This window comes from Methylobacterium sp. J-118, assembly GCF_057836565.1.
In genome coordinates this window covers 2,196,095-2,218,972 of sequence record NZ_JBYQFA010000001.1, presented here as the reverse complement: position 1 = coordinate 2,218,972, position 22,878 = coordinate 2,196,095, and the positions used below count along the sequence as shown (strand labels likewise).

Here is a 22,878-nt window from a genome sequence, read left to right as displayed (position 1 = left end):
GCGTGATCCGGCCGCCACGGCTTTGGATCATGCGGGTTTCGGAAGGTCCGGGACCGTTCGCGGGGCAGGGCGCCCCCTGCGAGATCCTCGGGGCTCCGCCCCGGGACCCCGCCAAAGGGATGATCCCTTTGGAATCCACCCGATGGCCTCGCCGTGCGATCCTGCGCGGCAACGGGCGCGCTTCAGACCGGGAGATTGTCGATGAGCCGGGTCCGGCCCAGATAGGCGGCGGCGAGGACCCGGGCGGGGCCCTCGACCCGCTCGACCGGCGCCAGGGTCCGGGCATCGCAGACGGTGAGGTACTGAACCCGGAAGCCCGCCGCCTCCAGGGCGGCCCGCCCGGCGGCGATCCGCCCGGCGACGCCGGTGCCGTTGCGCGAGGCGAGGGCGATATCGGCCAGCACCGCGTGGAGTTTTGGCGCGGCGCCGCGCTCCTCCGGCGTCAGGTAGCGGTTGCGCGACGACAGGGCGAGGCCGTCGGGGTCGCGCAGGGTCGGAACGCCGCGGATCTCCACCGGGAGGTCGAGGTCGGCCACCGCCTGCTGGATCACCCGGAGCTGCTGTAAATCCTTCTCGCCGAACAGCGCGACGTCCGGCCGAACCTGGTTGAGCAGCTTGGTCACCACGGTGGCGACCCCGGCGAAGTGGCCGGGCCGGAACGGGCCGCACAGCCCCTCGGACAGCCCCGCCACCTCGATCCGCGTGGCGAAGCCCGGCGGGTACATGGTCTCGACATCGGGCGTCCAGGCGGCATCGGCCCCGGCCTCGGCCAGCAGGGCCAGGTCGGCCTCCAGATCCCGCGGGTACCGGGCGAAATCCTCGTTGGGTCCGAACTGGGTCGGATTCACGAAGATGCTCGCCACGACGCGCCGGCCGATCCGCCGGGCCTCCGCCAGCAGGGCGAGATGCCCGGCATGCAGGGCCCCCATGGTCGGGACCAGGACGACGCGCTCGCCCGCTGCGCACCACCCGGCCACGCACCGGTGCAGGGCAGCGCGATCGCTGAAGCGCTGAGGGACCGAATCGGACACGGGACGGGCTCCGGAGGGGCGGGACCGTCCGTCTAGAACATGGGGCGGGGGAGGGGAATCCGGGTCCCGGGGGATGGCGGCTCAGGGACAATAGGGCAGCAGGGAGCGCCCGTTGGGATCGTCCACCCCCAGGGGCGGCGTGAACCCGTAATAGCTCGGATGCGACAGGCCGTATTCGGAGCCAACATAGCTGGGATCGTCCGGCGCGTTGGTGGGCACGGGCACCCGCCTCGGCGTGCATCCCGCCGGCACCGGGCGGGTCCGGATGGCGTAGACCGGGGGGCGGTCGACGCCGTCGCTGCGCGGGAAGAAGCGCAGGCGGGCACTGACTTCCGGTCCGTAGGGACCGGGGACGGGGCCGCGTACGGCGAGGTCGGCGGCCGCGCCGGGGCCGGCGAGCAGCAGGGCGAACCCGAGCGCCATCGTCCCCCTGCGCCCGATCATCCGCATGCCGTTCCCATTTCCGTCGCAGGCCAGCACCGTGGCGAAGCAAGGTAAACGGGGGCTTACCTGGCGGCTTGAGCCACATCCGATCGCGTCCCCGGCGGAACGGCGCTGTGGGGCGGCCTTTTCGGATGATCCCATCCCATTCCCTCATCCTGAGGTGACCGCGTCAGCGGACCTCGAAGGAGAGCTCCAGGAATCGCGCGGCTGGCTGGAGGGCTCCTTCGAGGCGGCTCCCGCCGCACCTCAGGATGAGGGGGTTGGATGGGAAGTCCGTTCGACATGATGCTTTCGGCCCTCAGGTCAGCGGCACGACCAGCGCCTTCAGCACGGCGACGAGATCCCCCTCGATCAGGCGGATCTGCAGGCCCCGTCCGCCGCCGTTGACGTGGATCTCGGCCCCCGGATCGCCGAGGGAGCCGGCGTCGATCGCGGTCGGAACGGGGCGCTTCTGGCCCAGCGGGCTGATGCCGCCGACATGGTAGCCGGTCAGCCGCTCGGCGTCGGCGGGCTTGAGCATCGCGGCGGCCTTGCCCGAGAAGGCGGCCGCGACCCGCTTCATCGAGACCTCCCGGTCGGAGGCGACCAGCAGGCAGACCGTGCGCCCGTCGACCGCCGCCATCAGGGTCTTCAGCACGCGGCCGGGCGGCACGCCCAGCGCCTCCGCGGCCTGGAGGCCGATGCGCGGGGCATCGGGATCGTAATCGTAGGCGTGAAGGCTGTAGCGCAGGCCGGCCTGGTCGAGGGCCTGGGTCGCCCGGGTGGTCTTCGGGGCTGATTTGGCCATGGCGTCGTCGGGGAATCGGCCTCAGGCGGTGACCCGCGCGGCGATGAGGCGGCCGATCTCGGCATGGGCCGATTCGATCGCCGCCGCGGGCATCGGGGAGCCGGTGATGTACACGGCCGCGATCACCGGCGCACGCCCCGGCGGCCGCAGGATCGCCACGTCGTTGACTGTGCCGTTGTCGCCGGTTCCGGTCTTGTCGCCGACGGTCCAGTCCTGGGGCAGGCCGGCCCGGAGCCGCTTCAAGCCGGTCTGGCCCCCGACCATCCAGCCCTCCAGCCGTTCGCGCGAGGCCGGTGTCAGAACCGAGCCGAGGAGGATCCGGCCGAGGGTCGCGTGCATCGCCTCAGGGGTTGTGGTGTCGCGCGGGTCGCCGGGGCGGGCGCTGTTCAGGTCCGGTTCGTTGCGATCGAGCCGGGTGGTGGGATCGCCGATGCGCCGCAGCCAAGCGGTCAGGCCTTCGGGACCGCCGAGGCGCGCGAGCAGCAGGTTGGCCGCTGTGTTGTCGCTCCATTCGACCGCTGCGGCGCAGAGGTCGTTCACGGAGAGCCGCCCGGTGCCACCGCTCGCCTCCAGGGCCTTCCGGGTCACCGGGGCGTAGCTCAAGAGGTTACCCGCGCCGTACGACACCATCGCGTCGAGGGTCTCGGGGCCGGCCTCGACCCGCGCCAGCACCGCCGCGACGGCCAGAACCTTGAAGGTGCTGCACATCGGGAAGCGCTCATCCGCCCGGTGGCGCAGCAGGATCCGATCCGCCGATCCGGCCGCGACGCCGATCCGGCCGCCGACGCGGTGCTCGATTGTCCCGATCTCCGGTTCGGCCCCGGCCAGCGCGCTCCGCCTCGGCAGGATCAACGGAGCGGCGAGCAGGCTGCGGCAGAGCGTGCGGCGCGTCGGGTGCATCCTGGCCTCCATCGGCTCTCGACGGTTCTGCGTCCAACGGGATCGGCCCGGCCTCGGGATGGGGTATAGGGGGCTGGCCTGTTTCACGTGAAACACCCGCCCGCGACCTGAAAAAGGCAGAGCTTGCGCGACGCTGCAGCCATGACCGAAACCGAAACCCTGTTCGCCCCCGCCACCGGTTTCGGCCGGGCGGCCGTCGCGGTGATCCGCATCAGCGGACCGGCCGCGCGGGATGTCGTGACGACCCTGTGCGGCGGCCTGCCGTCCCCCCGCCGGCTGTCCCTGCGGACGCTCCGGGATCCGGTCGACGGGACCGAGCTCGACCGGGCGCTCGTCGCCTGGTTCCCCGGGCCGGACACCTATAGCGGCGAGGACATGGCCGAGTTGCACCTGCATGGCGGCGTGGCGGTCCGGATGGGCGTGCTCGCCGCCCTCGCCCGGATGCCGGGGTGCCGGGCCGCCGGTCCGGGCGCCTTCACCCGCCGGGCGGTGCTCAACGGCCGGATGGACCTGGCCGAGGCCGAGGCGGTGGCCGACCTGATCGACGCCGAGACCGAGGGCCAGCGCCGCCAGGCCCTGCGCCAGCTCGACGGCACCCTGAGCCGCCAGGTCGAGGCGTGGCGGGCCGAGGCGATCGACTGCCTCGCCGCCGCCGAGGCCGCCCTCGACTTCGCCGATGAGGGCGATGTCGACGAGGCCGGGCTCGACGCGGCCCTGTTCGACCGGGCGGCGGCCCTGCACCGGGACATCGCCACGGCACTCCACGACGGCCGCCGGGGCGAGCGCCTGCGCGAGGGGTTCGTCGTGGTCCTGGCGGGCGCGCCCAATGCCGGCAAGTCGACCCTGCTGAACGCCCTCAGCCGCCGGGAGGTCGCCATCGTGTCGGACGTGCCCGGCACCACCCGGGACGCCCTCGAGGTGCGGCTCGATCTCGGCGGCCTGCCGGTCCTCCTGGTGGATACCGCGGGCCTGCGCGCCACCGCCGAACCGGTCGAGGCCGAGGGGATCCTGCGCAGCCGTGCGCGGATCGCGGCGGCGGATCTCGTCCTGGCCCTGGTGCCCCCGGACGGGACCGGACCGGATCTCGGCGAGTCCGGGATCCGGACCCTGACCGTGCTCACGAAGGCCGATCTGTTTGCCGGCTCCTTATCGAGAGTCCCCCCCGGCGCGCTGGCGGTCTCCGCCCGGACCGGGGCCGGCCTGGACGCGCTCGTCGACGCGATCCAGGGCGCGGCGGAAGCCGGCCTCGGCGCCGGCGACGCCCTGATCACCCGGGCGCGCCATCGGGCCGCGCTGGAGGCCTGCCTGGCCCATCTCGACCGGCTGCTCGCTGGGGTCGGGGCCCTGCCGGAACTCGCCGCGGAGGATCTCCGGCTGGCCGTCCGGTCCCTGGGCGAAGTCGGCGGCCATGTCGGCGTCGAGGACGTGCTCGACAGGCTGTTCGCCGGGTTCTGCATCGGCAAATAGTTTCGTTAGCCGGCGCATTGATGCGACGAAGACGGGCATCGGCGACACGGGTGAGGCAGGCTTCCGTGGCGCAGAGGGCACCGTCACGCGCGATCCTGCACACCCCCACCCCTGGTCCCCGCAGAGGGAAGACGCCCTCGACCGAGCGCCACGAACCCCACCCTAGGTCGGGATCCGCAAGACCCGCGGCCGCCAGATCCCCAGCACGACGTTGGCGGCGGAGACGGCGAGCAGGACCCAGAGCGTCCCGCGCTCCCCGGGCAGCGAGACCGCCAGCGCGGCGGGATCGACCAGGCCGGCGAGCGCCCGGGCGCTCTGCTCGGCCTCCCGCCGCATCGGCCCCTGCACGTAGACCAGCCCGCCCTCGAACATCAGCACGCCGGTGGCGAGCTTGATCCAGGCCCAGCCGGCGCCCACGAAGGCGCGGTTCAGCGCCATGGCCAGCAGGCCGGACATCAGGCACAGGGCGAGGGACGGCAGGAACACCCAGGTGGCGACGGCCCCCATGGCGCCCCGCACGGCTGCGTAGCCGGGCAGGGCCGCCGGTGCCGGGGCGACGCTGAGCATGGCCACCAGGGCCGCCATCGCCCCCAGCACGCCCGCGGCGCCCATCGTGTGGAGGAATTTCAGCAGGCGTCGCACGACGTCTCACGCAGGGCCGTTTCGATGCAGCCTAGCGCGGGCCCATGCCCGGCGATAGCGGCATGCCCGCCGCAGGGCGTCCGGTCGGGGGACTCCGCGCGCGTCCTGCGCAGCGACAGCGCCGCGGATCCAGGCGGGACCGGGAATCCTCAGCTGCGCAGGCCCGGCGCCTCCTGGCCGGTGCGGGCCACATACTCGGTGTAGCCGCCGCCATATTGGTGGATGCCCTCCGGGGTCACCTCCAGCACCCGGTTCGACAGGGCCGCGAGGAAATGCCGATCGTGGGAGACGAACAGCATCGTGCCCTCGTAGGCGCCGAGCGCCGCGATCAGCATCTCCTTGGTGCCCATGTCGAGGTGGTTGGTCGGCTCGTCGAGCACCAGGAAATTCGGCGGGTCGTAGAGCATCAGGGCCATGACCAGCCGGGCCTTCTCGCCGCCCGAGAGCACCCGGCAGCGCTTCTCGACGTCGTCGCCCGAGAAGCCGAAGCAGCCGGCCAGCGCCCGCAGCGAGCCCTGGCCCGCCTGCGGGAACGCCTCCTCCAGGGTCTGGAACACCGTGCGGTCGCCGTCGAGCAGGTCCATGGCGTGCTGGGCGAAGTAGCCGAGCTTGACGCTGCCGCCGACCGTGACCGAGCCGTCATCCGGCGCGGTGGTGCCGGTGACGAGCTTCAGGAGCGTCGACTTGCCGGCGCCGTTGATGCCCATCACGCACCAGCGCTCCCGGCGGCGCACCGAGAAGTCGAGGCCTTCGTAGATCGTGCGGCTGCCGTAGCGCTTGTGCACGCCCTTCAGCATGACGACGTCGTCGCCGGAGCGCGGCGCCGGCTGGAACTCGAAGGCCACGGATTGCCGCCGCCGGGGCGGCTCGACGCGCTCGATCTTGTCGAGCTTCTTCACCCGGCTCTGGACCTGGGCGGCGTGGGAGGCCCGGGCCTTGAACCGCTCGATGAAGGCGATCTCCTTGGCGAGCATCGCCTGCTGGCGATCGAATTGCGCCTGGGCTTGCGCCTCGTTGAGCTTCCGCTGGCCCTCGTAGAAGGCGTAGTCGCCCGAGAAGGTGGTGAGCGCGCCGCCGTCGATCTCGATCACCTTGGTGACGATCCGGTTCATGAACTCGCGGTCGTGCGAGGTCATCAGCAGGGCGCCGTCATAGGCCTTCAGGAACGATTCGAGCCAGATCAGGCTCTCGAGATCCAGGTGGTTGGACGGCTCGTCGAGCAGCATCACGTCCGGGCGCATCAGCAGGATGCGGGCCAGCGCGACCCGCATCTTCCAGCCCCCCGAGAGGGCGCCGACATCGCCCTCCATCATCGCCTGGCTGAAGCTCAAGCCGTCGAGCACCTCCCGGGCCCGGCCCTCCAGGGCGTAGCCGTCAAGCTCCTCGAACCGGGCCTGGACCTCGCCGTAGCGCTCGATCAGGGCCTCCATCTCGTCGGCCCGGTCCGGGTCGGCCAGCGCCGCGCCGAGCTCGGCGAGTTCCGCCGCCACCGCGCTCACCGGCCCGGCACCGTCCATCACCTCGGTGACGACGCTGCGGCCGGCCATCTCGCCGACATCCTGGCTGAAATACCCGATGGTGATGCCCCGGTCGGCGGAGACCTGGCCCTCGTCGGGCTGCTCCTGGCCGATGATCATCCGGAACAGGGTGGTCTTGCCGGCCCCGTTGGGACCCACGAGCCCGATCTTCTCGCCCCGTTGGAGGGCGGCCGAGGCCTCGATGAAGACGAGCTGCCGCCCGTTCTGCTTGGTGATCTTGTCCAGGCGTATCATGAAGGCCGTATCCGGGGGAGGTCGCTCCGGGCCGCTTACGGCATGGACCGAGACGGCGCAAAGACGAAGCCGGGGTCGGACGGCCGGGAGCCAAGCGCGGGCAGAGCCGTTGCCCTGCGCGACGCCTTCGGTTGGGCATCATCGTTTTCTAAAAGCCGGCCCCCGCCTGTCGGGCCGAGATCCTCGAGACGAGAAACGCAATGCTGTTCGGTTGGTGGAAGACGAGCCTCGACATGGCCATGCTGGGCTTCGAGGCCCAGGGGGTGATCGTCCAGCGCATGGCGATGTTCGCGGTGGGCGGCCCGGCCGCGCAGATCGAGGCGCAGCGCATGGTGACGGAGAAGATCATGGCGGCGAGCGAAGCGGCCCTGATGGTCGCCTCGGGCGCCTCGAACGGCAAGGTGATCCGCAACTACCGCCGGAAGGTCCAGGCCAACGCCAAGCGGCTGAGCAGGGGCTGATTTCTCCCAGGTCGGAGGTTCTCCGACCGGCTCCGCACTCAGGAAAGAAGCCGCGCCGCTTCTCCTTGCCGAGACAGCAGCGCTACAGCCGCCCGGTCGAACGAGACAACGGTCTCGCCGCCGAGACAGCGGCCTTCATGAGCGATGACACCGTCGGCGAAGTCGCCGCCGGCCTCGAGCAACCCGAGCCCGGCTTTTACGGCGGACCGGTTCATGGTGACGTTCCCGGTCTCGAGCAACGCGCGCAGCGCGGATGCCACATCCGCGGTCGCGAGCTTGGCCCCGCGCCGGTGGATCCAGACCAGCTCGCACAGGCACGGCAACGGGATCGCGATCGTGGTCGCATCCGTGAGCAGCTTCCGCGCCGTGCGGCCCTGCTCAGGATCGTCCATCGGAATCGCCCGGGCCAACACGTTGGTATCGACGGCGATGTTCATGCGTCGTCCGGCGCGCCGGACCAGCCCGCTTCAGCAATGGCGTTCATCGCCTCGATCGTCAGCGGCTTATCCAGCGTCACTTTTCCATCGAGGGCATGGAGGAACTTGTCGATCGTGCCGGACGGCCGGGCCGCCCGCACGCGCAACTCACCACCGGGCAGTTTCTCGAAGTCGATTCGCTCCCCGGGCTTGATGCCGAGGTGTCGTAGCAGGTCACGTTTCAGGGTGACCTGTCCGTTCGCCGTCACGGCGAGGGACGCCATCGCGCACTCCATGAGTCGGACTGGATCGAACGGGAATGCGAAATGACATGCGCGTCAAGCCGGCAGCCCTGTCGCCAGGATGCCGGAGGGGGGCCAGAAGGTCCCGGCTAAGCCCTTCGCTGGAGCCGCAGGTGAAAGATGACGCTGGACGGGGAGCTTTCGCCGTCCTCGCTTCGCTACGCTCGCGGAAGCCCTGAGCCAGCCTCAGTTGTCCGCCGTCCGGAACGTGTCGCAGGCCTTGGTCTGGCCGCTCTTGTAGCCGGCTGAGAACCAGCGCTGGCGCTGGGCCGAGGAGCCGTGGGTGAAGGAATCCGGCACCACGTAACCCTGGGACCGCTTCTGCAGCGCGTCGTCGCCGATCTGGGCGGCGGCGTTCAGGGCCTCGTCGATGTCGCCCTGGTCGAGTTCGGCGTATTTGTCGTTGGAGTTCTTGGCCCAGACGCCGGCGAGGCAATCGGCCATCAATTCGATCCGCACCGACAGGGCGTTCGCCTCGGTCTTGTTCGAGGCCTGCTGCTGGCGGGCCTGGACCTTGCCGAGGATGCCGAGCACGTCCTGGACGTGGTGGCCGACCTCGTGGGCGATCACATAGGCATAGGCGAAATCGCCCTTCACGCCGAACTTCGAGGCCATCTCCTTGAAGAAGCCGGTGTCGAGATAGACCTTCTTGTCGAGCGGGCAGTAGAACGGGCCCATCGCGGCCTGGGCCGAGCCGCAGCCCGAGCGGGTGCCGCCGGTGTAGAGCACGAGCGTCGTCGGGGTGTATTGCTTGCCGGTCTGCTGCGGCAGGATCTGGCTCCAGACGTCCTCGGTGTTGCCCAGGATCTTGGAGGCAAACTTGCCGCTCTCGTCGGTGGGCGCCTGGCGGCGCCGGGCCTGGCTCTGCGGATCCGCCGGCTGCTCCTGCTGGCCGCCGCCACCGCCAATCCGCTCGGCGCCGCCGATCAGGATCGCCGGGTTGATGCCCGTGAAGTAGCTGACGATCAGCAGCACCACGATGGTGCCGATGCCGAGGCCTCCGGCGCCGCCGCCGGGAAAGCCCATGCCGCCCCCGCCGCCGCCCTCGCCCCGGCGATCCTCGACATTGTCGGAGCTGCGTAGATCTTCCCAGCGCATGGTCGGGCCCGCCATCGGTGCTGCGCCGGCCGTCACGGGCCGGCGAGAATCTGCTCTGCGTCGCTCTGTCCCGCCGGCGGGACCGAAGCTCTAATGGCGAGAGGGGAGAGCCGGTTCCGCGTCCGCGGTCAAGCTTTCCCGTCGAGCAGGGCGCGCAGGGCGCGGAAATCCCGCCAGGCCAGGCGCTTCTGCACCGGCTGGCGCAGCAGGAAGGCCGGGTGGAGGGTGGCGAGGAGCCTCACCTCGCGGGTCGGCAGCGTGTACGGGAACAGCCGCCCGCGGGTCCGCAGGATGCCGTCCTTGGTGCCGGTGAGCGTCTGGGTGGCGGGCGCGCCGAGGCAGACGATGATGTCCGGGTCGACCAGCTCGATCTGGCGCTCCACGAAGGGCCGGCACACCGCGACCTCCTGGGGGGTCGGGTTGCGGTTGCCCGGGGGCCGCCAGGGCACGATGTTGCCGATATAGGCGCTCGACCGGTCGAGCCCGACCGCCTTCATCATCTTGTCGAGGAGCTGGCCCGAGCGGCCCATGAACGGCTTGCCGATCCGGTCCTCGTCGGCCCCCGGCGCCTCCCCGAGAAACATCACCCGGGCCTCCGGATTGCCGTCGGCGAAGACCAGGTTCTTGGCGGTGAAGCGCAGCGGGCAGGCATCGAACTCCGCCAGGATCTTTTCGAGCTCGTCGAGGCTCCGGGCCCCGCGCGCCCGGGCCCGGGCATCGCTCGCCGCCTCGTCGGGCTGGGCGCTGGCGGCCCGGCCGAAGGTCCGCGGCGTCGCGGCGGGGGGCGGCGAACCGGGGGGCGGCACCAGCGGCCGGGGCTGGTCGTCCGGCCGGGGCGCGGGCGCCGGGCGCGCCACCCTGCGCAGGGTCGGCGCCGGCGCGTCGGCCTCGCCGAAGCGGTCATGCGGCCGCTCGTCCAGAACCGCGTCGGCCCCGGCCTCCACGTGGAAATCGAGATAGGCGATCAGGTCGGCTTGCGCGTCGGTGGGACTCGGCATGGTGACAATCATGTGGAATTGCCGGGGCCTGTGGACAACTCGCCGAATCGCTCCGGGTGGCAAGGACTTGCGTGACCGAATAGCGCGGAGCCGGCGACCCCGGATACGGATCCTCCCATCCACCCCCTCATCCTGAGGTGCCGGAGCGCAGCGGAGGCCTCGAAGGAGACCTCCAGCCAGCCGCGCGATCCCTGGAGGCCTCCTTCGAGGCGGCTTCGCCGCACCTCAGGATGAGGGGGTGGATGGGAGCACCCTGTACCCCCTCCGGTGCGGCAAAGGGAACTTTGCCTTGCGCGTGAGCGTCGGCGACTTGCCTTTCCAGCTTGGAATCGCTTGAGACGGCAGCATGAGGGTCGCCGCGGCGGCCCTGACAAAAGAACAAGGAGAGGCGCGGATGGCGCTGCCCGAACGCGAGAGCATGGATTTCGACGTGGTCGTGGTCGGCGCCGGCCCGGCCGGCCTCGCCACCGCGATCCGCCTGAAGCAGCGCGCCGCCGAGATCGGCGAGGAGATCGCCGTCGTCGTGGTGGAGAAGGGCTCGGAGGTTGGCGCCCACATCCTGTCGGGCGCGGTGATCGACCCGAGCGGCCTCGACCGGCTGTTGCCGGATTGGCGCGCGGATCCGGAGCGGCCGCTCAAGACCGAGGTCCGGCGCGACGAGTTCATGATGCTCACCAAGAACAGCGGCATCACCCTGCCGAACGTGTTCTTCCCGCGTCTCATGTCGAACCACGGCAATTTCGTCGGCTCGCTCTCGAACGTGTGCAAATACCTGGGCGCGCAGGCCGAGGCGCTGGGCGTCGAGATCTATCCGGGCTTCCCGGCCTCCGAGGTGCTGTTCGACGATAACGGCGCGGTGGCGGGCATCGCCACGGGGGATCTCGGCATCGGCCGGTCGGGGGAGCCGCGGGAGGACTACACCCGCGGCATGGAGCTGCGGGCCAAGTACACGGTGTTCGGCGAGGGCGCGCGCGGCAACCTGACCAAGGGGCTGATCCAGCGGTTCTCGCTCAACCGGCACAGCGACCACTTCAAGTACGGGCTCGGCGTGAAGGAGCTCTGGCAATTGCCGGATTCGACCTTCGAGCCGGGGCTGGTGCGCCACACCATGGGCTGGCCCCTGCCCAACAAGGCCGGGGGCGGCTCCTGGCTCTACCATTTCGATGACAACCTGCTCTCGGTCGGCTTCGTCACCCACCTGAACTACGAGAACCCGACCCTGTCGCCGTTCGAGGAGTTCCAGCGCTTCAAGACCCATCCGCTGATCGCCGAGACCTTCGCGGGGGCCAAGCGGATCGGCTACGGGGCGCGGGCCATCATGGAGGGCGGCTGGCAATCGGTGCCCAAGCTGGTCTTCCCGGGCGGCTGCCTGGTCGGTTGCGCGGCGGGGTTCGTGAACGTGCCGCGGATCAAGGGCTCGCACAACGCGGTGCTGTCCGGGATGCAGGCGGCCGACGCCATCGCGGACGCCCTGAAGGCGGGCCGGGCCGGGGACGAGCTCACCGCCTACGAGGCCGGCTGGCGCGACAGCCCGATCGGGCAGGACCTGAAGGCGGTGCGCAACGTCAAGCCGCTCTGGTCCAGATACGGCACCCTGGTGGGCGTCGGCCTCGGCGGCATCGACATGTGGGCGGCGAGCCTGCTCGGTGCCTCGCCGTTCGGGACGCTCGGCCACGGCAAGCCCGACCATGCCTGCCTCAAGCCGCTCTCCGAGGTGACGCCGATCACCTACCCGAAACCCGACGGCAAGCTGACCTTCGACCGGCTCTCCTCGGTCTACCTGTCGAACACCAACCATGAGGAGGACCAGCCGCCCCACCTGAAGGTCCGGGACCTGGAACTCCAGAAGCACTCCGAGCACGACGTCTACGGCGGCCCCTCGTCCCGCTACTGCCCGGCCGGCGTCTACGAATGGGTGGCGGACGCGGCCGCCTCGGACGGGGTGCGCTACCAGATCAACGCGCAGAACTGCGTCCACTGCAAGACCTGCGATATCAAGGACCCGAACCAGAACATCGACTGGGTGACGCCGGAGGGGCCGGGCGGGCCGAATTATCCGAACATGTGAGGGGGATCGTCTCGACCGATCTGGACAATCCGCACAATCCGCACGAGATTGTGCGGATTGGGGGCTGCCGCCCTGACACGGGACTCCGCGACCGGCTGGGACATGCTCGACATCCGGTCCGACGACCTGCTGGCCATGCTTCAGAGGCGCAATCCGGCGGCGGAGCCGGCCACGTTGGAGCACGCGGCGGGTGTCATGGCGGCCGTCGGCCGGGCGGTCGAGCAGGGCGATGCCGTCCGGGCCATGCACGCCCTGCTGGACCATCTGGAGGCCGAAGGTCCGCGTCCGGGATCGGCCGGCGCCGCGCCGCCACGCGCGATCATCCTGAACCCGCGTAGCCCTGTCGAAGTGAGCCACGGCGCGGCGACGGGCGGGACCATCGATCGCCAGCACGGCTTGAAGCGGCTGGCGACCTCTGTCCGTCCCCTGACGCTGGAAGACTGGGCCGGCCCCCTCGCGGGCGCGGGCGAACTCGCCGCCCGCCTCGGGATCGCGCGATCCACCCTCCAGGATTGGCGGCGCAGCGGCGCGGTCGTGGGCCTGCTGACGGGGACGCGCAAGCACCTGTTCCCCCTCGCCCAGTTCGTCGACGGTCGGCCGGTCGCCGGGCTCGCCGCGGTGCTGGCGATCATCGGCGAGCCGCGCACCGCCTGGCTCTGGCTGGTCGAGCCGTATGCGCGCGGCGGATCGCCGCTCGACGACCTGAAACGGGGACGGGTCGCGTCCGTCATCGACGCGGCCCGCGATGACTTCGCGTGAGCTGCGTCTGGACTTGGCGGTCCTCGCCAGCCTGGCGATCGCCTTTCAGCCGGTCGGCTACCACCGCGTGACGCCCCTGGCCTACCGCTCGACGCCCCTCGGCATGGGGTTCGGCCGGTCGCGCTTCTCCAGTCCCGACGACGGTTTCGAAGTCCTCTACCTCGCCGTGGACCTGGCGACGGGCATAGCCGAGACGCTGATCCGCGACCGGTTCGAGAATCGCCGCCGGCGCCGGATCGGCGCGGCGGAGATCGCGCGCTGGGGCGTGACGCGGGTGAGAGCGGCCCGGCCGTTGACCGTGATCGACCTGCGGACCACCGGCCTCCTGCGCCTCGGCATCTCCACGGATGCCGGCCGCGCCAAGGTCCATCGCGACGGTCCGCGTCTCAGCCGCGCAATCCACGCGACGAGCGATGCCAACGGCATCCTGTACGGCTCGCGGTTGACCGGTGCGGCCTGCTGCGCCGTCTATGACCGGGCGGTCGCGACGCTGCGGGCGGAGCCCGTCACGGAAGTGCTGCAGGAGGCGTCCCTGGCGAGCGTGCTCGGCAGCCTGGCCGTCGAGCTGGTGATCTCCGCCTGAGACCGGGCGGCCCCCGCGCCATCCTTTCGCCTTGCGGGGCTGGCGGGATGGGTTCAGTGTCCCCAGCGATTTTTCGGGGACGCCCCGCCATTCCCGCGCCCGGCCCTCGGAGGGGCCCGGCGCCCAGGAGCCGCGATCGGTTCATGATGACAACACGCGCCCGCCGGAGCGTCTCGGCGCTCGCCCTGCTGCTCGCCGCAGGGCTCCCGCAGATCGCGCTCGCCGCCCAGCCGCGGGAATCGAGCCCGGTGCTCGATTACGAGCCCGCGGATTCGCTCGAGGGCAACTTCCTCTCCGCCTACATCGCGGGCGCCGCCCGGGACACGGCGGCGGCGGCGACCTTCTACCGCGAGGCGGTCAAGGCCGATCCGCGCAACGCCGAGCTGGTCGAGCGCGCCTTCATTTCGCTGCTCGCCGACGGCGCCCTGCCGGACGCGTTCCGAGCCGCCGAGAAGCTGATCGCCCGCGATCCGACCAACGGGCTCGCCAACCTGTCCCTCGGGGTCCGCCAGATCAAGGCCGGCCAATGGGCCGCCGCCCGCCAGAACTTCTCCCGCAGCGGCCGGGGCGCGGCGACCGACCTCACCGCGACCCTGCTCACCGCCTGGTCGTATGCCGGGGCCGGCGACGGCAAGAAGGCGCTGGAGACGGTCAACAAGCTCCGGGGCGAGCGCTACTACAACACGTTCCGCGATTACCACGCGGGCCTGATCGCGTCGGTCACCGGCGACAATGCCGAGGCCGAGCGGCGCCTCAAGGCCGCCTACGAGGCCGACCGCAACACCCTGCGCATCGTCGACGCCTATGCCCGGATGGAGGCGAGCCTCGGCCGCACCGACCTGGCGATCCAGGCCTATTCCGATTTCGACCAGCTCTCGCCCCGGCACCCGCTGGTCCGCGACGCCCTGGACAAGCTCAAGGACGGCAAGCCGCTGGCCCGGCTGATCGGCAACGCCCAGGAGGGCGCCGCCGAGGTGCTGTACGGGTTGGGCTCGGCGGGCTCGACGCAGGGCGACGAATTGCCCGCGGTGATCTACCTGCGGCTGGCGCTCTACCTCGCCCCCGACCACGCCCTCGCCCGGCTGACGCTCGCCGATACCCTCGACCGAATGAAGCAGCCGGAGCGCGCCAACGAGGCCTACGCGCAGATCCCGGCCAGTTCCCCGCTCAAGCTCAATGCCGACATCCAGATCGGCCTGAACCTGGAGCAGATGGGCAAGGCCGACGAGGCGCTGGCGCATCTCGACGCGACCATGAAGGCCCATCCGGACGACATCGACGTGATCACGGCGCTGGGCAACGTCCAGCGGGCGCGCAAGAAGTACGAGGAGGCCGCCGCCACCTATACCCGCGCCATCGATCTGATCGGCGACCGGCCGCAGGCGAATTACTGGACGACCTACTACTTCCGCGGCACCGCCTACGAGCGCGCCAAGCAATGGCCGAAGGCCGAGGCCGACCTGAAGAAGGCCCTCGCCCTGGTGCCGGCCAGCCAGCCGGCCGCCAAGGCCCAGGTGATGAACTACCTCGGCTATTCCTGGGTCGACCAGAACACCAACATCGACGCGGCGTTCAAGCTGCTGCAGCAGGCGGTCGACGCCAGCCCGCGCGATGGCATGATCGTCGACAGCTTGGGGTGGGCCTATTACCGCCTCGGCCGCTGGGACGACGCGGTGCGCGAATTGGAGAAGGCGGTCGAGCTGAAGCCCGGCGACCCGACCATCAACGACCACCTGGGCGACGCCTACTGGCGCGCGGGCCGGCGCCTGGAGGGCAAGTTCCAGTGGCAGCACGCCAAGGACCTGAACCCCGAGCCGGACGACCTCGCGCAGATCAACGCGAAGCTCAAGGACGGGCTGCCGGAGATCGAGAAGCCCACCGCCACCGCCGAGACCACGCCGGCCCCGGTGGCCGCCCCGCACAATGCCGAGAACCCGGAACTGCCCAAGGGCGCGCCCCAGCCGCACGAGGCGCCGGGTGCGGCCGATAAGGCCAAGAAGTCGGGGGGCTGAGCGGGATCGTCGGGCGGCGATCATCCGATCCACGGCTCCCCATCCGGCTCTCGACCGGTGCGATCGCTCCGGTTCCCTCCCTCCCCCCTCTGCGGGGGAGGGAGACGCGCCTGGGTCTGGCCATCCCCTCGATCAGACCACGATCTGTGAACATCGTAGCCCCCCTCCGCAGGGGGAAGGAGCGCGCCCGCTTTCGGCGAGTGATCTCGTCCTGCCCGGACACGCGGATCCGAAGTCCGAACGGTGCGCCCGCCGGCTCACCAGGATGGCGGCACTGTTGCGCCCCGGCCCGCCCAGGCCTGTCCGTATCGACAAGAGTATTTTGTCCGCCCCCTCATAAAAATCGACGGGCGTTTTCTCCGGCTTTGACGCACAATGCGCGGCCAGATGTTGGGCAGCCTCGCCGCAGCCCGGCCGCGTAACAAACCCGCACGGCGGAGGATTCGCCCGGCCCCGGCCGGCGGACCGGCGCCGTATCCGGGAGCCAGGGAGGAAGGCCCATGCCGTCAGATATCGAGATCGCCCGCGCCGCGACCCTGAAGCCAATCGCGCAGGTCGCCGAGACGCTCGGCATCCCGGATGACGCGCTCCACAATTACGGCAAGCACATCGCCAAGCTCGACCACGGCTACATCGCCGGGCTCGAGGGCAGGACACCCGGCAAGCTCGTGCTGGTGACGGCGATCTCCCCGACGCCGGCGGGCGAGGGCAAGACCACCACCACGGTGGGCCTGGGCGACGCCCTGAACCGCATCGGCCAGAAGACCATGATCTGCCTGCGCGAGCCGTCCCTCGGGCCGTGCTTCGGCATGAAGGGCGGGGCGGCCGGCGGCGGCAAGGCGCAGGTCGTGCCGATGGAGCAGATCAACCTGCACTTCACCGGCGACTTCCACGCCATCACGTCGGCCCACAGCCTCGCGGCCGCGCTGATCGACAACCACGTCTACTGGGCGAACGAGCTCAACATCGACGTGCGCCGGATCCACTGGCGCCGGGTGGTCGACATGAACGACCGGGCCCTGCGCCAGATCACGCAGTCGCTCGGCGGCGTCGCCAACGGGTTTCCGCGGGAGGACGGGTTCGACATCACGGTGGCCTCCGAGGTGATGGCGGTGTTCTGCCTGGCCAAGGACCTCGCTGACCTCGAGGAGCGCCTCGGCCGGATCGTCATCGCCGAGACCCGGGACCGCAAGCTCGTCACCCTCAAGGACGTGAAGGCGACCGGCGCCATGACGGTGCTGCTCAAGGACGCCCTGCAGCCCAACCTCGTGCAGACCCTGGAGGGCAACCCGGCCCTGATCCACGGCGGCCCCTTCGCCAACATCGCCCATGGCTGCAACTCGGTGATCGCCACCCGGGCGGGCCTGCGGCTGGCCGACTACACGGTGACGGAGGCCGGCTTCGGCGCCGATCTCGGCGCGGAGAAGTTTTTGGACATCAAGTGCCGGCAGGCGGGCCTGACCCCCTCGGCGGTGGTGGTGGTGGCGACGATCCGCGCCCTCAAGATGCATGGCGGCGTCGACAAGAAGAGCCTCGGATCCGAGAACATCGGCGCCCTGGAGAAGGGTTTTGCGAATCTCGCCCGGCACGTCACCAACCTGCGCGGTTTCGGCCTGCCGGTGGTGGTCGGCGTCAACCATTTCTACGCCGACACCGATGCTGAGCATGCCAGGCTCAAGGAGCTGTGCCGCGAAAAGCTCGACGTGGAGGCGATCACCTGCCGCCACTGGGCCGAGGGCGGCGCCGGCGCCGAGGAGTTGGCCCGCGCCGTGGTGACGCTCAGCGAGGCCGAGCCGGCGCCGATCCGCCACGCCTACGAGACCGAGGCGCCGCTCGCGGAAAAGATCCGGGCCATCGCCACCAAGCTCTACGGCGCCGCTGACATCCAGATCGAGTCCAAGGCGGCCCAAAAACTCGCCGCCTTCGAGAAGGATGGCTACGGCAACCTGCCGATCTGCATGGCCAAGACCCAGTACTCGTTCTCCACGGATCCCGGCCTGATGGGTGCGCCCGAGGGGCATATCGTGGGGGTGCGCGACGTCCGGCTCTCGGCCGGCGCCGGGTTCGTGGTGGCGATCTGCGGGGAGATCATGACCATGCCGGGCCTCCCCCGGGTGCCCGCCGCCGACACGATCCGGCTGGACGCCGACGGGCAGATCGACGGGCTGTTCTGAGGATCAGCGGGCGGCCGCGAGCCGCCTTCCTCCGAAGGCCAGATCAAGGCTGCGCGGAGGCGTCCCAGGGGGTCAGGACAGATCGGCCGCCCTGGGCCGATCGCTGGAACGCGGAAACGTGATCTCGACATCTTCGACGCCGGCCGGCAACCCCAAGGCCTCCACGAGGCCGTGCAGGCCGTGGCCAGGCTTGCCGCTATCCGTGATGCACACAGGTGCCGCTGCCGTCTTGGCGCGTCCGGTATCCTGATCGGGCTCCGGGCCGGTGAGTCTGGTGATCGTCATGCTCGAAATCCCTTATCGGATTCGGATGTCTTGCCCAACCGTCCGCAGGGCTCTGCCCGGCACCCGCAAAAGGTCACAGACCAGCCCTTTCAAGGTGTTTGATCGGGTCGCGATCGGGACGTTTTGCCAAGCGGATTCATACGGCTTCACGTGACGCCAACGCTTTAAAAAAATCGGCGCTTTCCCCTCCCCCTTGCGGGGAGGGGTCAGGGGTGGGGGTGGTCCAGGATGAGGCGTACCGGTGCCGTCTGAACCACCCCCACCTCCAACTCCTCCCCGCAAGGGGGGAGGAGAGCGCGGCCCGTCTCACCCAAATCGCTGCGCCAAACACCTTAAAAGGGCTGGGTTACAGACCTTTTGAAACCGGGACTTACGCGTCCCCGAACAGCTCCGTCGCCAGCCGCGAATGATCTTCCCGCAGGCGGCCGAGATCGACCCCGAGCGGCTGCCCGTCGATCACCCGCCAGCGCCCCGCCACCATCACCCGGTCGGCCCGGGTGGCGCCGCACAGGACCAGCGCCGCCAGCGGATCGTGGGCGCCGGAGAAGCGCAGCTCCTCCAGGGTGAACAGGGCGAGGTCGGCCTCCCGGCCGGGTTCGATCTGCCCGATATCGGTGCGGCCGAGGCAGGCGGCCGAACCCTCCGTGGCCCAGCGCAGCGCGTCGCGATGCGTCACCGCCTCCGCTCCGTAAGTGAGCCGGCTCAGCATCAGCGCGTGGCGCACCCCCTCCATCAGGTTCGAGCTGTCGTTGGAGGCCGAGCCGTCGACCCCGAGCCCCACGGGGGAGCCCGCCGCCTCCAGCTCGCAGGTGCGGCAGCGCCCCGACGCCAGGGTCATGTTCGAGGTCGGGCAGTGGCACACGCCGACCCCCGCCTTGCCCAGCCGGACGACCTCGGCGTCGTTGAAATGGATGCCGTGGGCGAGCCAGACCCGGTCGTTCAGCCAGCCGACCTGTTCCAGATACTCCACCGGCCGGCAGCCGAACATCGACAGGCAATAGGCGTCCTCGTCGAGCGTCTCGCCGAGATGGGTGTGCAGGCGGCAGCCGTGGCGGGCGGCGAGGGTCGCGCTCTCGCGCATCAGGCGCTGGGTCACCGCGAAGGGCGAGCAGGGGGCCAGCCCGATCTGCACCATCGCCCCCGGGGCCGGATCGTGGAACAGGTTCAGCACCCGCTCGCAATCCGAGAGAATCGTGTCGTCGTCCTGCGTCAGCGCCGCGGGGGGCAGGCCGCCCTCCCGGTCGGACAGGCTCATGGAGCCCCGGGTGATCGCGGCGCGGATCCCGAGGCTCCTGGCCTCGTCGACCTGGACGTCGACCGAATCCTCCAGCCCCTTCGGGAACAGGTAATGGTGGTCGCCCGCCGTGGTGCAGCCGGAGAGCAGCAGCTCGGTATAGGCGACCCGGGTGGCGAGCCGGAACGCCTCGGGGGTGATCCGCCCCCAGATCGTGTAGAGCGCCTTCAGCCAGGGGAAGAGCGGTTTGTTGATCGCGATCGGATGGGCGCGGGTCAGGGTCTGGAAGGCGTGGTGATGGGTGTTGATCAGCCCGGGGATGACCACGTGGCGCGCGGCGTCGAAGGTCTCGTCCACCGGGGCGGCCGGCCGGGCGCCCGCCGCCACGAGCTCGACGATCCGGCTGCCCGCCACGACGATCCCGCCCCCCGCGCCCGCCGCCAGGATGGCGCGCGGATCGCGGATCCAGAGGCGGCGTCCCGATTCGACTGCTTCGGCCATGTCTTCCACCGCTCCCTCTGCCCGACCCGGGATGCGTAGCGGAGCGGTCGGACGGTCCGCAAGCGGGCCGGTCCAGGGAGCACCGTCCCGGGGACCGCGCGGACCGGGGGCGGTACGAACAGGCTCCGTTCCGTCGCGGCGGGTCCGGGCCCTGGCCCCGACGGCGGCCGGGTGGCGGGCCCGGGTTGACCGGACAGGGTTGACGGGCCTCGGCCCGCTTGGGAAACGTCACGGGGACTGACCTATCACCCGTTGGGAGCGGCCGCGCCGTGACACGGACAGCCCCGGGCGCGGAAACCTTCGCGGCGCCCCCCGTCCCGGCCACCCTCGGCAGCGACGACCTGATCGAACTCCTGTTCTTCGCCTATCGCGATTTCGTGGGCGATCCCGACCGGATCCTGGCGGCCTACGGCTTCGGCCGGGCGCATCACCGGGTGCTGCACTTCGTCGACCGCTATCCGGGCCTGACCATCGCCGAACTCCTCGACATCCTGCGCATCACCAAGCAGAGCCTCAACCGGGTGCTCAAGGACCTGATCGGCCAGGGCTACGTCGCCCAGAAGCCCGGCCCGAGCGACCGGCGCCAGCGCCTGCTCTACTGCACGCCGTCCGGCGCGGATCTGGCCGCCGACCTGACCCGGGTCCAGGCGCGCCGCCTCGCCCGGGCGCTGGCCGCGCCGGACGCGCGGGGCTCGCCGGAGGATTTCTTGATGGCGATGATCGAGCCGGAGGACAGGGCGGCGGTCCGGAGCCTGATGGCCCGGCGCGTGGCCCATGCGGGCGGCGGCGCGTGACGGCGGCTCCCCGGGCCGACCTGCCCGACGAGGCGCCGCACGTCCTGGTGGTCGACGACGACCGCCGCCTGCGCGAACTCCTCGCCCGCTACCTCACCGACCAGGGGTTTCGCGTCACCGCGGCGGCGAGCGCCGCCGAGGCCCGGGCCCGGGCCCAGAGCGTCGTGTTCGACGCGATGGTGCTCGACGTGATGATGCCCGGCGAGAACGGCTTCGATTACGCCCGGAGCGTGCGCGAGACCTCCCGGGTGCCGATCCTGATGCTCACCGCGCGCTCCAACCCCAACGACCGGGTGATGGGCCTGGAGATCGGCGCGGACGACTACCTGCCCAAGCCCTTCGAGCCGCGGGAGCTGACGCTGCGGCTCACCAACATCATCAAGCGCAGCCCGCGCCCCCGGGAGGCCGCGGCCGAGGCCGTGACCTTCGGGCCGTTCGCGTTCCGGATCGACCGGGGCGAGCTGCGCCGGGACGACGCGCTGATCCGCATCACCGAGCGCGAGCGCGAGATCCTGACGATCCTGGCCATGGCCGGCGGCGCCAACGTGGAGCGCGAGCAGCTCGCCGGACCCGGGGGCGCCGCGGCGGAGCGGACCGTCGACGTGCAGATCAACCGCCTGCGCCGCAAGACGGAGGTCGATCCGGCCAACCCGGTCTTCCTGCAGACCGTCCGGGGGGTCGGCTACCGGCTCGCGGTGGATTGACGGGCTTGGCGGCCGATCCGCGTCACACCGGGCGCGGCTCGTCGGGCTTCAGCTTGAGGGCCTTCGCCACCCGGGTGGACAGGCTGCCCACGAGGGCGACGGAAGCCGGCGCCTCGGCCAGGTTGCGCACCGCCGCCAGGGCCTCCTCGGCGCTGGCCTTCATCACCGCGTAGACCCGGGGGCTCGACGCCTTGCCGGACCGCTCCGGCGTCACGGAGACGAGGAAGGTCGTGTAGCGTCTCCGCGCGCGTCCGGGCATGGTTTTGCATGTGACACGGCGGCTAACTATCGCCAAGGCCTGAATTCCGCCCCGGGTCCGGGACGAGCCCGCGACCGGCGCGATGACCCGTGCCGGCCGCATCGGCTCCGCGCCGCGGGGCGGGTTGATCGTTAGCCGACACATCAACGCGGTGACCAAACCGCCACACATGCTCTCGCCATATCCACACGCGTCCCCCTTTCCCCTCTGCGGGGGAGGGAGGGCGCGCGGCAGCACGAACGGATCCGTCTGTCCAGCCGGACCATCGGCGGCGGCCCGGGCGCGCTACCAGACCAGCCGCTCGATCACCGCGTCGGGATGCACCGCCTGCCGGCTGAGCCAGTCCGCCACGTCGCCCAGCCGGTGGTGCTCGGCCGTAACGCCGAGTTCCTCCGCGTGGATGCCCCGGGCGACCAGCAGGCTCGCGAGGCCGAAGCCGCGGGCGCCGGCGATGTCGGTGCGGATCGCGTCGCCGATCGCCAGGACCCGGGCCGGGTCCACCGGGGCGCCGGTGAGGGCGGCACCCTTGGCCAGGGCCGCCGCGTAGACCGGCCGGTGCGGCTTGCCGGCATAGACCACGGCGCCGCCGAGCTCCGCATAGGCCGCCGCCAGCAGGCCCGCGCAGGGGATCAGGCGGTTGCCGCTCTCGACCACGAGGTCGGGATTGGCGCAGATCAGGGTCAACCCGCGGCCGGCGAGGCGCGTCAGTTCGGGCCGGTAATCGTCCGCGGTCTCGCTGCGGTCGTCGAACAGGCCCGTGCAGACGACGAGATCGGCCTCGGCCTCCGGGACGAGGCTGAGGTCGAGCCCCTGGAAGATACCGAGGTCCCGCTCCGGCCCGAGGTGCCGGATCCGGGCGCCGGGGCGGGCCGCGATGAGGTCGCGGGTGAGGTCGCCCGAGGTCAGGATCGCGTCGTAGGCCGCCCGCGGCACGCCGAACCGGTCGAGGATGCGGCCCACCCCGTCCCCGGGCCGGGGGGCGTTCGAGACCAGGACCACCCGGCGCGGCCGCGGTCCCGGCAGGTCGCGGAAGCGGATCAGCGCCGCGCCGGCGGCGGCGTGGGCCGTCTGGCCGTCGTGCAGGACGCCCCAGACATCGCAGAGGATCAGGTCGTAGCGCTCCGCCACCTGGGCGAGGCCGTCGAGGGTCGGGATCGATGCAGGCATGGAAAGTCCTGGTTTCAGAA

General features: G+C 71.0%; 23 protein-coding genes. 9 read left to right on the top strand and 14 right to left on the bottom strand.

Going from position 1 to position 22,878, the window contains the following annotated elements; all coding sequences use genetic code 11:
• Nucleotides 1–182: 182 nt before the first annotated feature.
• The 4 genes from panC to bla all read right to left on the bottom strand — a co-directional run bounded on the left by panC (nucleotide 183) and on the right by bla (nucleotide 3,162).
• Complete coding sequence (panC, locus tag AC3IF3_RS10695; protein WP_489228691.1) at nucleotides 183–1,031, bottom strand: pantoate--beta-alanine ligase; 849 nt, start codon at nucleotides 1,029–1,031, stop codon at nucleotides 183–185.
• A gap of 81 nt (nucleotides 1,032–1,112) precedes the next feature.
• A complete protein-coding gene (locus AC3IF3_RS10690; RefSeq protein ID WP_489215807.1) occupies nucleotides 1,113–1,481 on the bottom strand; it encodes a hypothetical protein in 369 nt (122 codons plus the stop codon).
• Nucleotides 1,482–1,773: 292 nt separating this feature from the next.
• Nucleotides 1,774–2,262 carry a YbaK/EbsC family protein gene (locus tag AC3IF3_RS10685; RefSeq protein WP_489228689.1) on the bottom strand — a complete coding sequence of 163 codons (489 nt, stop codon included), beginning with the start codon at nucleotides 2,260–2,262 and terminating at the stop codon, nucleotides 1,774–1,776.
• Between the two features lie 21 nt (nucleotides 2,263–2,283).
• Nucleotides 2,284–3,162 (bottom strand): class A beta-lactamase, encoded by an 879-nt coding sequence (bla, locus tag AC3IF3_RS10680; RefSeq protein ID WP_489228687.1) that lies wholly within the window; start codon nucleotides 3,160–3,162, stop codon nucleotides 2,284–2,286.
• 141 nt (nucleotides 3,163–3,303) lie between these two features.
• Here bla and mnmE point away from each other — a divergent pair, with 141 nt between their 5' ends.
• Complete coding sequence (gene mnmE / locus AC3IF3_RS10675; protein ID WP_489228685.1) at nucleotides 3,304–4,629, top strand: tRNA uridine-5-carboxymethylaminomethyl(34) synthesis GTPase MnmE; 1,326 nt, start codon at nucleotides 3,304–3,306, stop codon at nucleotides 4,627–4,629.
• A gap of 162 nt (nucleotides 4,630–4,791) precedes the next feature.
• On the opposite strand, the gene AC3IF3_RS10670 is transcribed toward mnmE, so the two are convergent.
• Both AC3IF3_RS10670 and AC3IF3_RS10665 read right to left on the bottom strand, forming a co-directional pair.
• Entirely contained in the window at nucleotides 4,792–5,271 is a 480-nt protein-coding gene (locus AC3IF3_RS10670) for a hypothetical protein (protein WP_489228684.1), read from the bottom strand.
• A 149-nt stretch (nucleotides 5,272–5,420) separates the two neighbouring features.
• Nucleotides 5,421–7,043, bottom strand: coding sequence for an ABC-F family ATP-binding cassette domain-containing protein (locus tag AC3IF3_RS10665; protein ID WP_243965224.1), 1,623 nt, complete (start codon nucleotides 7,041–7,043; stop codon nucleotides 5,421–5,423).
• Between the two features lie 200 nt (nucleotides 7,044–7,243).
• Here AC3IF3_RS10665 and AC3IF3_RS10660 point away from each other — a divergent pair, with 200 nt between their 5' ends.
• The gene (locus AC3IF3_RS10660) at nucleotides 7,244–7,504 is read left to right on the top strand and encodes a hypothetical protein (protein WP_243965223.1); all 261 of its coding nucleotides are present in this window, start codon (nucleotides 7,244–7,246) and stop codon (nucleotides 7,502–7,504) included.
• A gap of 38 nt (nucleotides 7,505–7,542) precedes the next feature.
• On the opposite strand, the gene AC3IF3_RS10655 is transcribed toward AC3IF3_RS10660, so the two are convergent.
• The 4 genes from AC3IF3_RS10655 to AC3IF3_RS10640 all read right to left on the bottom strand — a co-directional run bounded on the left by AC3IF3_RS10655 (nucleotide 7,543) and on the right by AC3IF3_RS10640 (nucleotide 10,318).
• Complete coding sequence (locus AC3IF3_RS10655) at nucleotides 7,543–7,941, bottom strand: type II toxin-antitoxin system VapC family toxin (protein WP_489228682.1); 399 nt, start codon at nucleotides 7,939–7,941, stop codon at nucleotides 7,543–7,545.
• The gene (locus AC3IF3_RS10650; RefSeq protein ID WP_243965220.1) at nucleotides 7,938–8,204 is read right to left on the bottom strand and encodes an AbrB/MazE/SpoVT family DNA-binding domain-containing protein; all 267 of its coding nucleotides are present in this window, start codon (nucleotides 8,202–8,204) and stop codon (nucleotides 7,938–7,940) included. Before AC3IF3_RS10650 ends, AC3IF3_RS10655 begins: the two co-directional genes overlap by 4 nt.
• Nucleotides 8,205–8,408: 204 nt before the next feature.
• Entirely contained in the window at nucleotides 8,409–9,320 is a 912-nt protein-coding gene (gene ypfJ, locus AC3IF3_RS10645; RefSeq protein WP_489231276.1) for a KPN_02809 family neutral zinc metallopeptidase, read from the bottom strand.
• Nucleotides 9,321–9,448: 128 nt separating this feature from the next.
• Nucleotides 9,449–10,318, bottom strand: a complete 870-nt coding sequence (locus AC3IF3_RS10640) for a uracil-DNA glycosylase (protein WP_489228680.1) — start codon at nucleotides 10,316–10,318, stop codon at nucleotides 9,449–9,451.
• A gap of 394 nt (nucleotides 10,319–10,712) precedes the next feature.
• Between AC3IF3_RS10640 and AC3IF3_RS10635 the strand changes: the two genes are divergently transcribed.
• The 5 genes from AC3IF3_RS10635 to AC3IF3_RS10615 all read left to right on the top strand — a co-directional run bounded on the left by AC3IF3_RS10635 (nucleotide 10,713) and on the right by AC3IF3_RS10615 (nucleotide 17,914).
• On the top strand, nucleotides 10,713–12,386 hold the full coding sequence (locus AC3IF3_RS10635) for an electron transfer flavoprotein-ubiquinone oxidoreductase (RefSeq protein ID WP_489228678.1): 1,674 nt from the start codon (nucleotides 10,713–10,715) through the stop codon (nucleotides 12,384–12,386).
• Between the two features lie 102 nt (nucleotides 12,387–12,488).
• Complete coding sequence (locus AC3IF3_RS10630; RefSeq protein WP_489228676.1) at nucleotides 12,489–13,145, top strand: antitoxin Xre/MbcA/ParS-like domain-containing protein; 657 nt, start codon at nucleotides 12,489–12,491, stop codon at nucleotides 13,143–13,145.
• The gene (locus AC3IF3_RS10625) at nucleotides 13,132–13,728 is read left to right on the top strand and encodes an RES family NAD+ phosphorylase (RefSeq protein WP_489228675.1); all 597 of its coding nucleotides are present in this window, start codon (nucleotides 13,132–13,134) and stop codon (nucleotides 13,726–13,728) included. Before AC3IF3_RS10630 ends, AC3IF3_RS10625 begins: the two co-directional genes overlap by 14 nt.
• A 143-nt stretch (nucleotides 13,729–13,871) precedes the next feature.
• Entirely contained in the window at nucleotides 13,872–15,740 is a 1,869-nt protein-coding gene (locus tag AC3IF3_RS10620) for a tetratricopeptide repeat protein (RefSeq protein WP_489215787.1), read from the top strand.
• A 500-nt stretch (nucleotides 15,741–16,240) separates the two neighbouring features.
• The gene (locus tag AC3IF3_RS10615) at nucleotides 16,241–17,914 is read left to right on the top strand and encodes a formate--tetrahydrofolate ligase (protein WP_489228673.1); all 1,674 of its coding nucleotides are present in this window, start codon (nucleotides 16,241–16,243) and stop codon (nucleotides 17,912–17,914) included.
• A 72-nt stretch (nucleotides 17,915–17,986) separates the two neighbouring features.
• Here the strand turns inward: AC3IF3_RS10615 and AC3IF3_RS10610 are convergent, their stop codons facing one another.
• The gene (locus tag AC3IF3_RS10610; RefSeq protein ID WP_489228672.1) at nucleotides 17,987–18,199 is read right to left on the bottom strand and encodes a hypothetical protein; all 213 of its coding nucleotides are present in this window, start codon (nucleotides 18,197–18,199) and stop codon (nucleotides 17,987–17,989) included.
• Between the two features lie 370 nt (nucleotides 18,200–18,569).
• Complete coding sequence (locus AC3IF3_RS10605; protein ID WP_489228670.1) at nucleotides 18,570–19,934, bottom strand: 8-oxoguanine deaminase; 1,365 nt, start codon at nucleotides 19,932–19,934, stop codon at nucleotides 18,570–18,572.
• Between the two features lie 269 nt (nucleotides 19,935–20,203).
• Here AC3IF3_RS10605 and AC3IF3_RS10600 point away from each other — a divergent pair, with 269 nt between their 5' ends.
• Both AC3IF3_RS10600 and AC3IF3_RS10595 read left to right on the top strand, forming a co-directional pair.
• The gene (locus AC3IF3_RS10600) at nucleotides 20,204–20,728 is read left to right on the top strand and encodes a MarR family winged helix-turn-helix transcriptional regulator (protein WP_409564791.1); all 525 of its coding nucleotides are present in this window, start codon (nucleotides 20,204–20,206) and stop codon (nucleotides 20,726–20,728) included.
• Nucleotides 20,725–21,432: a response regulator gene (locus AC3IF3_RS10595; protein ID WP_243967540.1), complete on the top strand. Its 708-nt coding sequence runs from the start codon at nucleotides 20,725–20,727 to the stop codon at nucleotides 21,430–21,432. The genes AC3IF3_RS10600 and AC3IF3_RS10595 overlap by 4 nt, the downstream gene beginning before the upstream one ends.
• Nucleotides 21,433–21,454: 22 nt before the next feature.
• On the opposite strand, the gene AC3IF3_RS10590 is transcribed toward AC3IF3_RS10595, so the two are convergent.
• Both AC3IF3_RS10590 and AC3IF3_RS10585 read right to left on the bottom strand, forming a co-directional pair.
• On the bottom strand, nucleotides 21,455–21,691 hold the full coding sequence (locus AC3IF3_RS10590) for a hypothetical protein (protein WP_489228668.1): 237 nt from the start codon (nucleotides 21,689–21,691) through the stop codon (nucleotides 21,455–21,457).
• Between the two features lie 285 nt (nucleotides 21,692–21,976).
• Nucleotides 21,977–22,858 carry a TIGR01459 family HAD-type hydrolase gene (locus tag AC3IF3_RS10585; RefSeq protein ID WP_489228667.1) on the bottom strand — a complete coding sequence of 294 codons (882 nt, stop codon included), beginning with the start codon at nucleotides 22,856–22,858 and terminating at the stop codon, nucleotides 21,977–21,979.
• Between the last annotated feature and the right edge of the window lie 20 nt (nucleotides 22,859–22,878).

Excerpts from the sequence above, each read along its gene's own strand:
- AC3IF3_RS10665 (WP_243965224.1), bottom strand. The coding sequence starts at position 7,043 with ATGATACGCCTGGACAAGATCACCAAGCAGAACGGGCGGCAGCTCGTC.
- AC3IF3_RS10650 (WP_243965220.1), bottom strand. The coding sequence starts at position 8,204 with ATGGCGTCCCTCGCCGTGACGGCGAACGGACAGGTCACCCTGAAACGT.
- AC3IF3_RS10660 (WP_243965223.1), top strand. The coding sequence starts at position 7,244 with ATGCTGTTCGGTTGGTGGAAGACGAGCCTCGACATGGCCATGCTGGGC.
- AC3IF3_RS10585 (WP_489228667.1), bottom strand. The coding sequence starts at position 22,858 with ATGCCTGCATCGATCCCGACCCTCGACGGCCTCGCCCAGGTGGCGGAG.
- AC3IF3_RS10615 (WP_489228673.1), top strand. The coding sequence starts at position 16,241 with ATGCCGTCAGATATCGAGATCGCCCGCGCCGCGACCCTGAAGCCAATC.
- AC3IF3_RS10640 (WP_489228680.1), bottom strand. The coding sequence starts at position 10,318 with ATGCCGAGTCCCACCGACGCGCAAGCCGACCTGATCGCCTATCTCGAT.
- mnmE (WP_489228685.1), top strand. The coding sequence starts at position 3,304 with ATGACCGAAACCGAAACCCTGTTCGCCCCCGCCACCGGTTTCGGCCGG.
- AC3IF3_RS10620 (WP_489215787.1), top strand. The coding sequence starts at position 13,872 with ATGATGACAACACGCGCCCGCCGGAGCGTCTCGGCGCTCGCCCTGCTG.
- bla (WP_489228687.1), bottom strand. The coding sequence starts at position 3,162 with ATGCACCCGACGCGCCGCACGCTCTGCCGCAGCCTGCTCGCCGCTCCG.
- ypfJ (WP_489231276.1), bottom strand. The coding sequence starts at position 9,320 with ATGCGCTGGGAAGATCTACGCAGCTCCGACAATGTCGAGGATCGCCGG.
- AC3IF3_RS10625 (WP_489228675.1), top strand. The coding sequence starts at position 13,132 with ATGACTTCGCGTGAGCTGCGTCTGGACTTGGCGGTCCTCGCCAGCCTG.
- AC3IF3_RS10690 (WP_489215807.1), bottom strand. The coding sequence starts at position 1,481 with ATGCGGATGATCGGGCGCAGGGGGACGATGGCGCTCGGGTTCGCCCTG.
- AC3IF3_RS10685 (WP_489228689.1), bottom strand. The coding sequence starts at position 2,262 with ATGGCCAAATCAGCCCCGAAGACCACCCGGGCGACCCAGGCCCTCGAC.
- AC3IF3_RS10635 (WP_489228678.1), top strand. The coding sequence starts at position 10,713 with ATGGCGCTGCCCGAACGCGAGAGCATGGATTTCGACGTGGTCGTGGTC.
- AC3IF3_RS10610 (WP_489228672.1), bottom strand. The coding sequence starts at position 18,199 with ATGACGATCACCAGACTCACCGGCCCGGAGCCCGATCAGGATACCGGA.
- AC3IF3_RS10590 (WP_489228668.1), bottom strand. The coding sequence starts at position 21,691 with ATGCCCGGACGCGCGCGGAGACGCTACACGACCTTCCTCGTCTCCGTG.
- AC3IF3_RS10655 (WP_489228682.1), bottom strand. The coding sequence starts at position 7,941 with ATGAACATCGCCGTCGATACCAACGTGTTGGCCCGGGCGATTCCGATG.
- AC3IF3_RS10630 (WP_489228676.1), top strand. The coding sequence starts at position 12,489 with ATGCTCGACATCCGGTCCGACGACCTGCTGGCCATGCTTCAGAGGCGC.
- AC3IF3_RS10605 (WP_489228670.1), bottom strand. The coding sequence starts at position 19,934 with ATGGCCGAAGCAGTCGAATCGGGACGCCGCCTCTGGATCCGCGATCCG.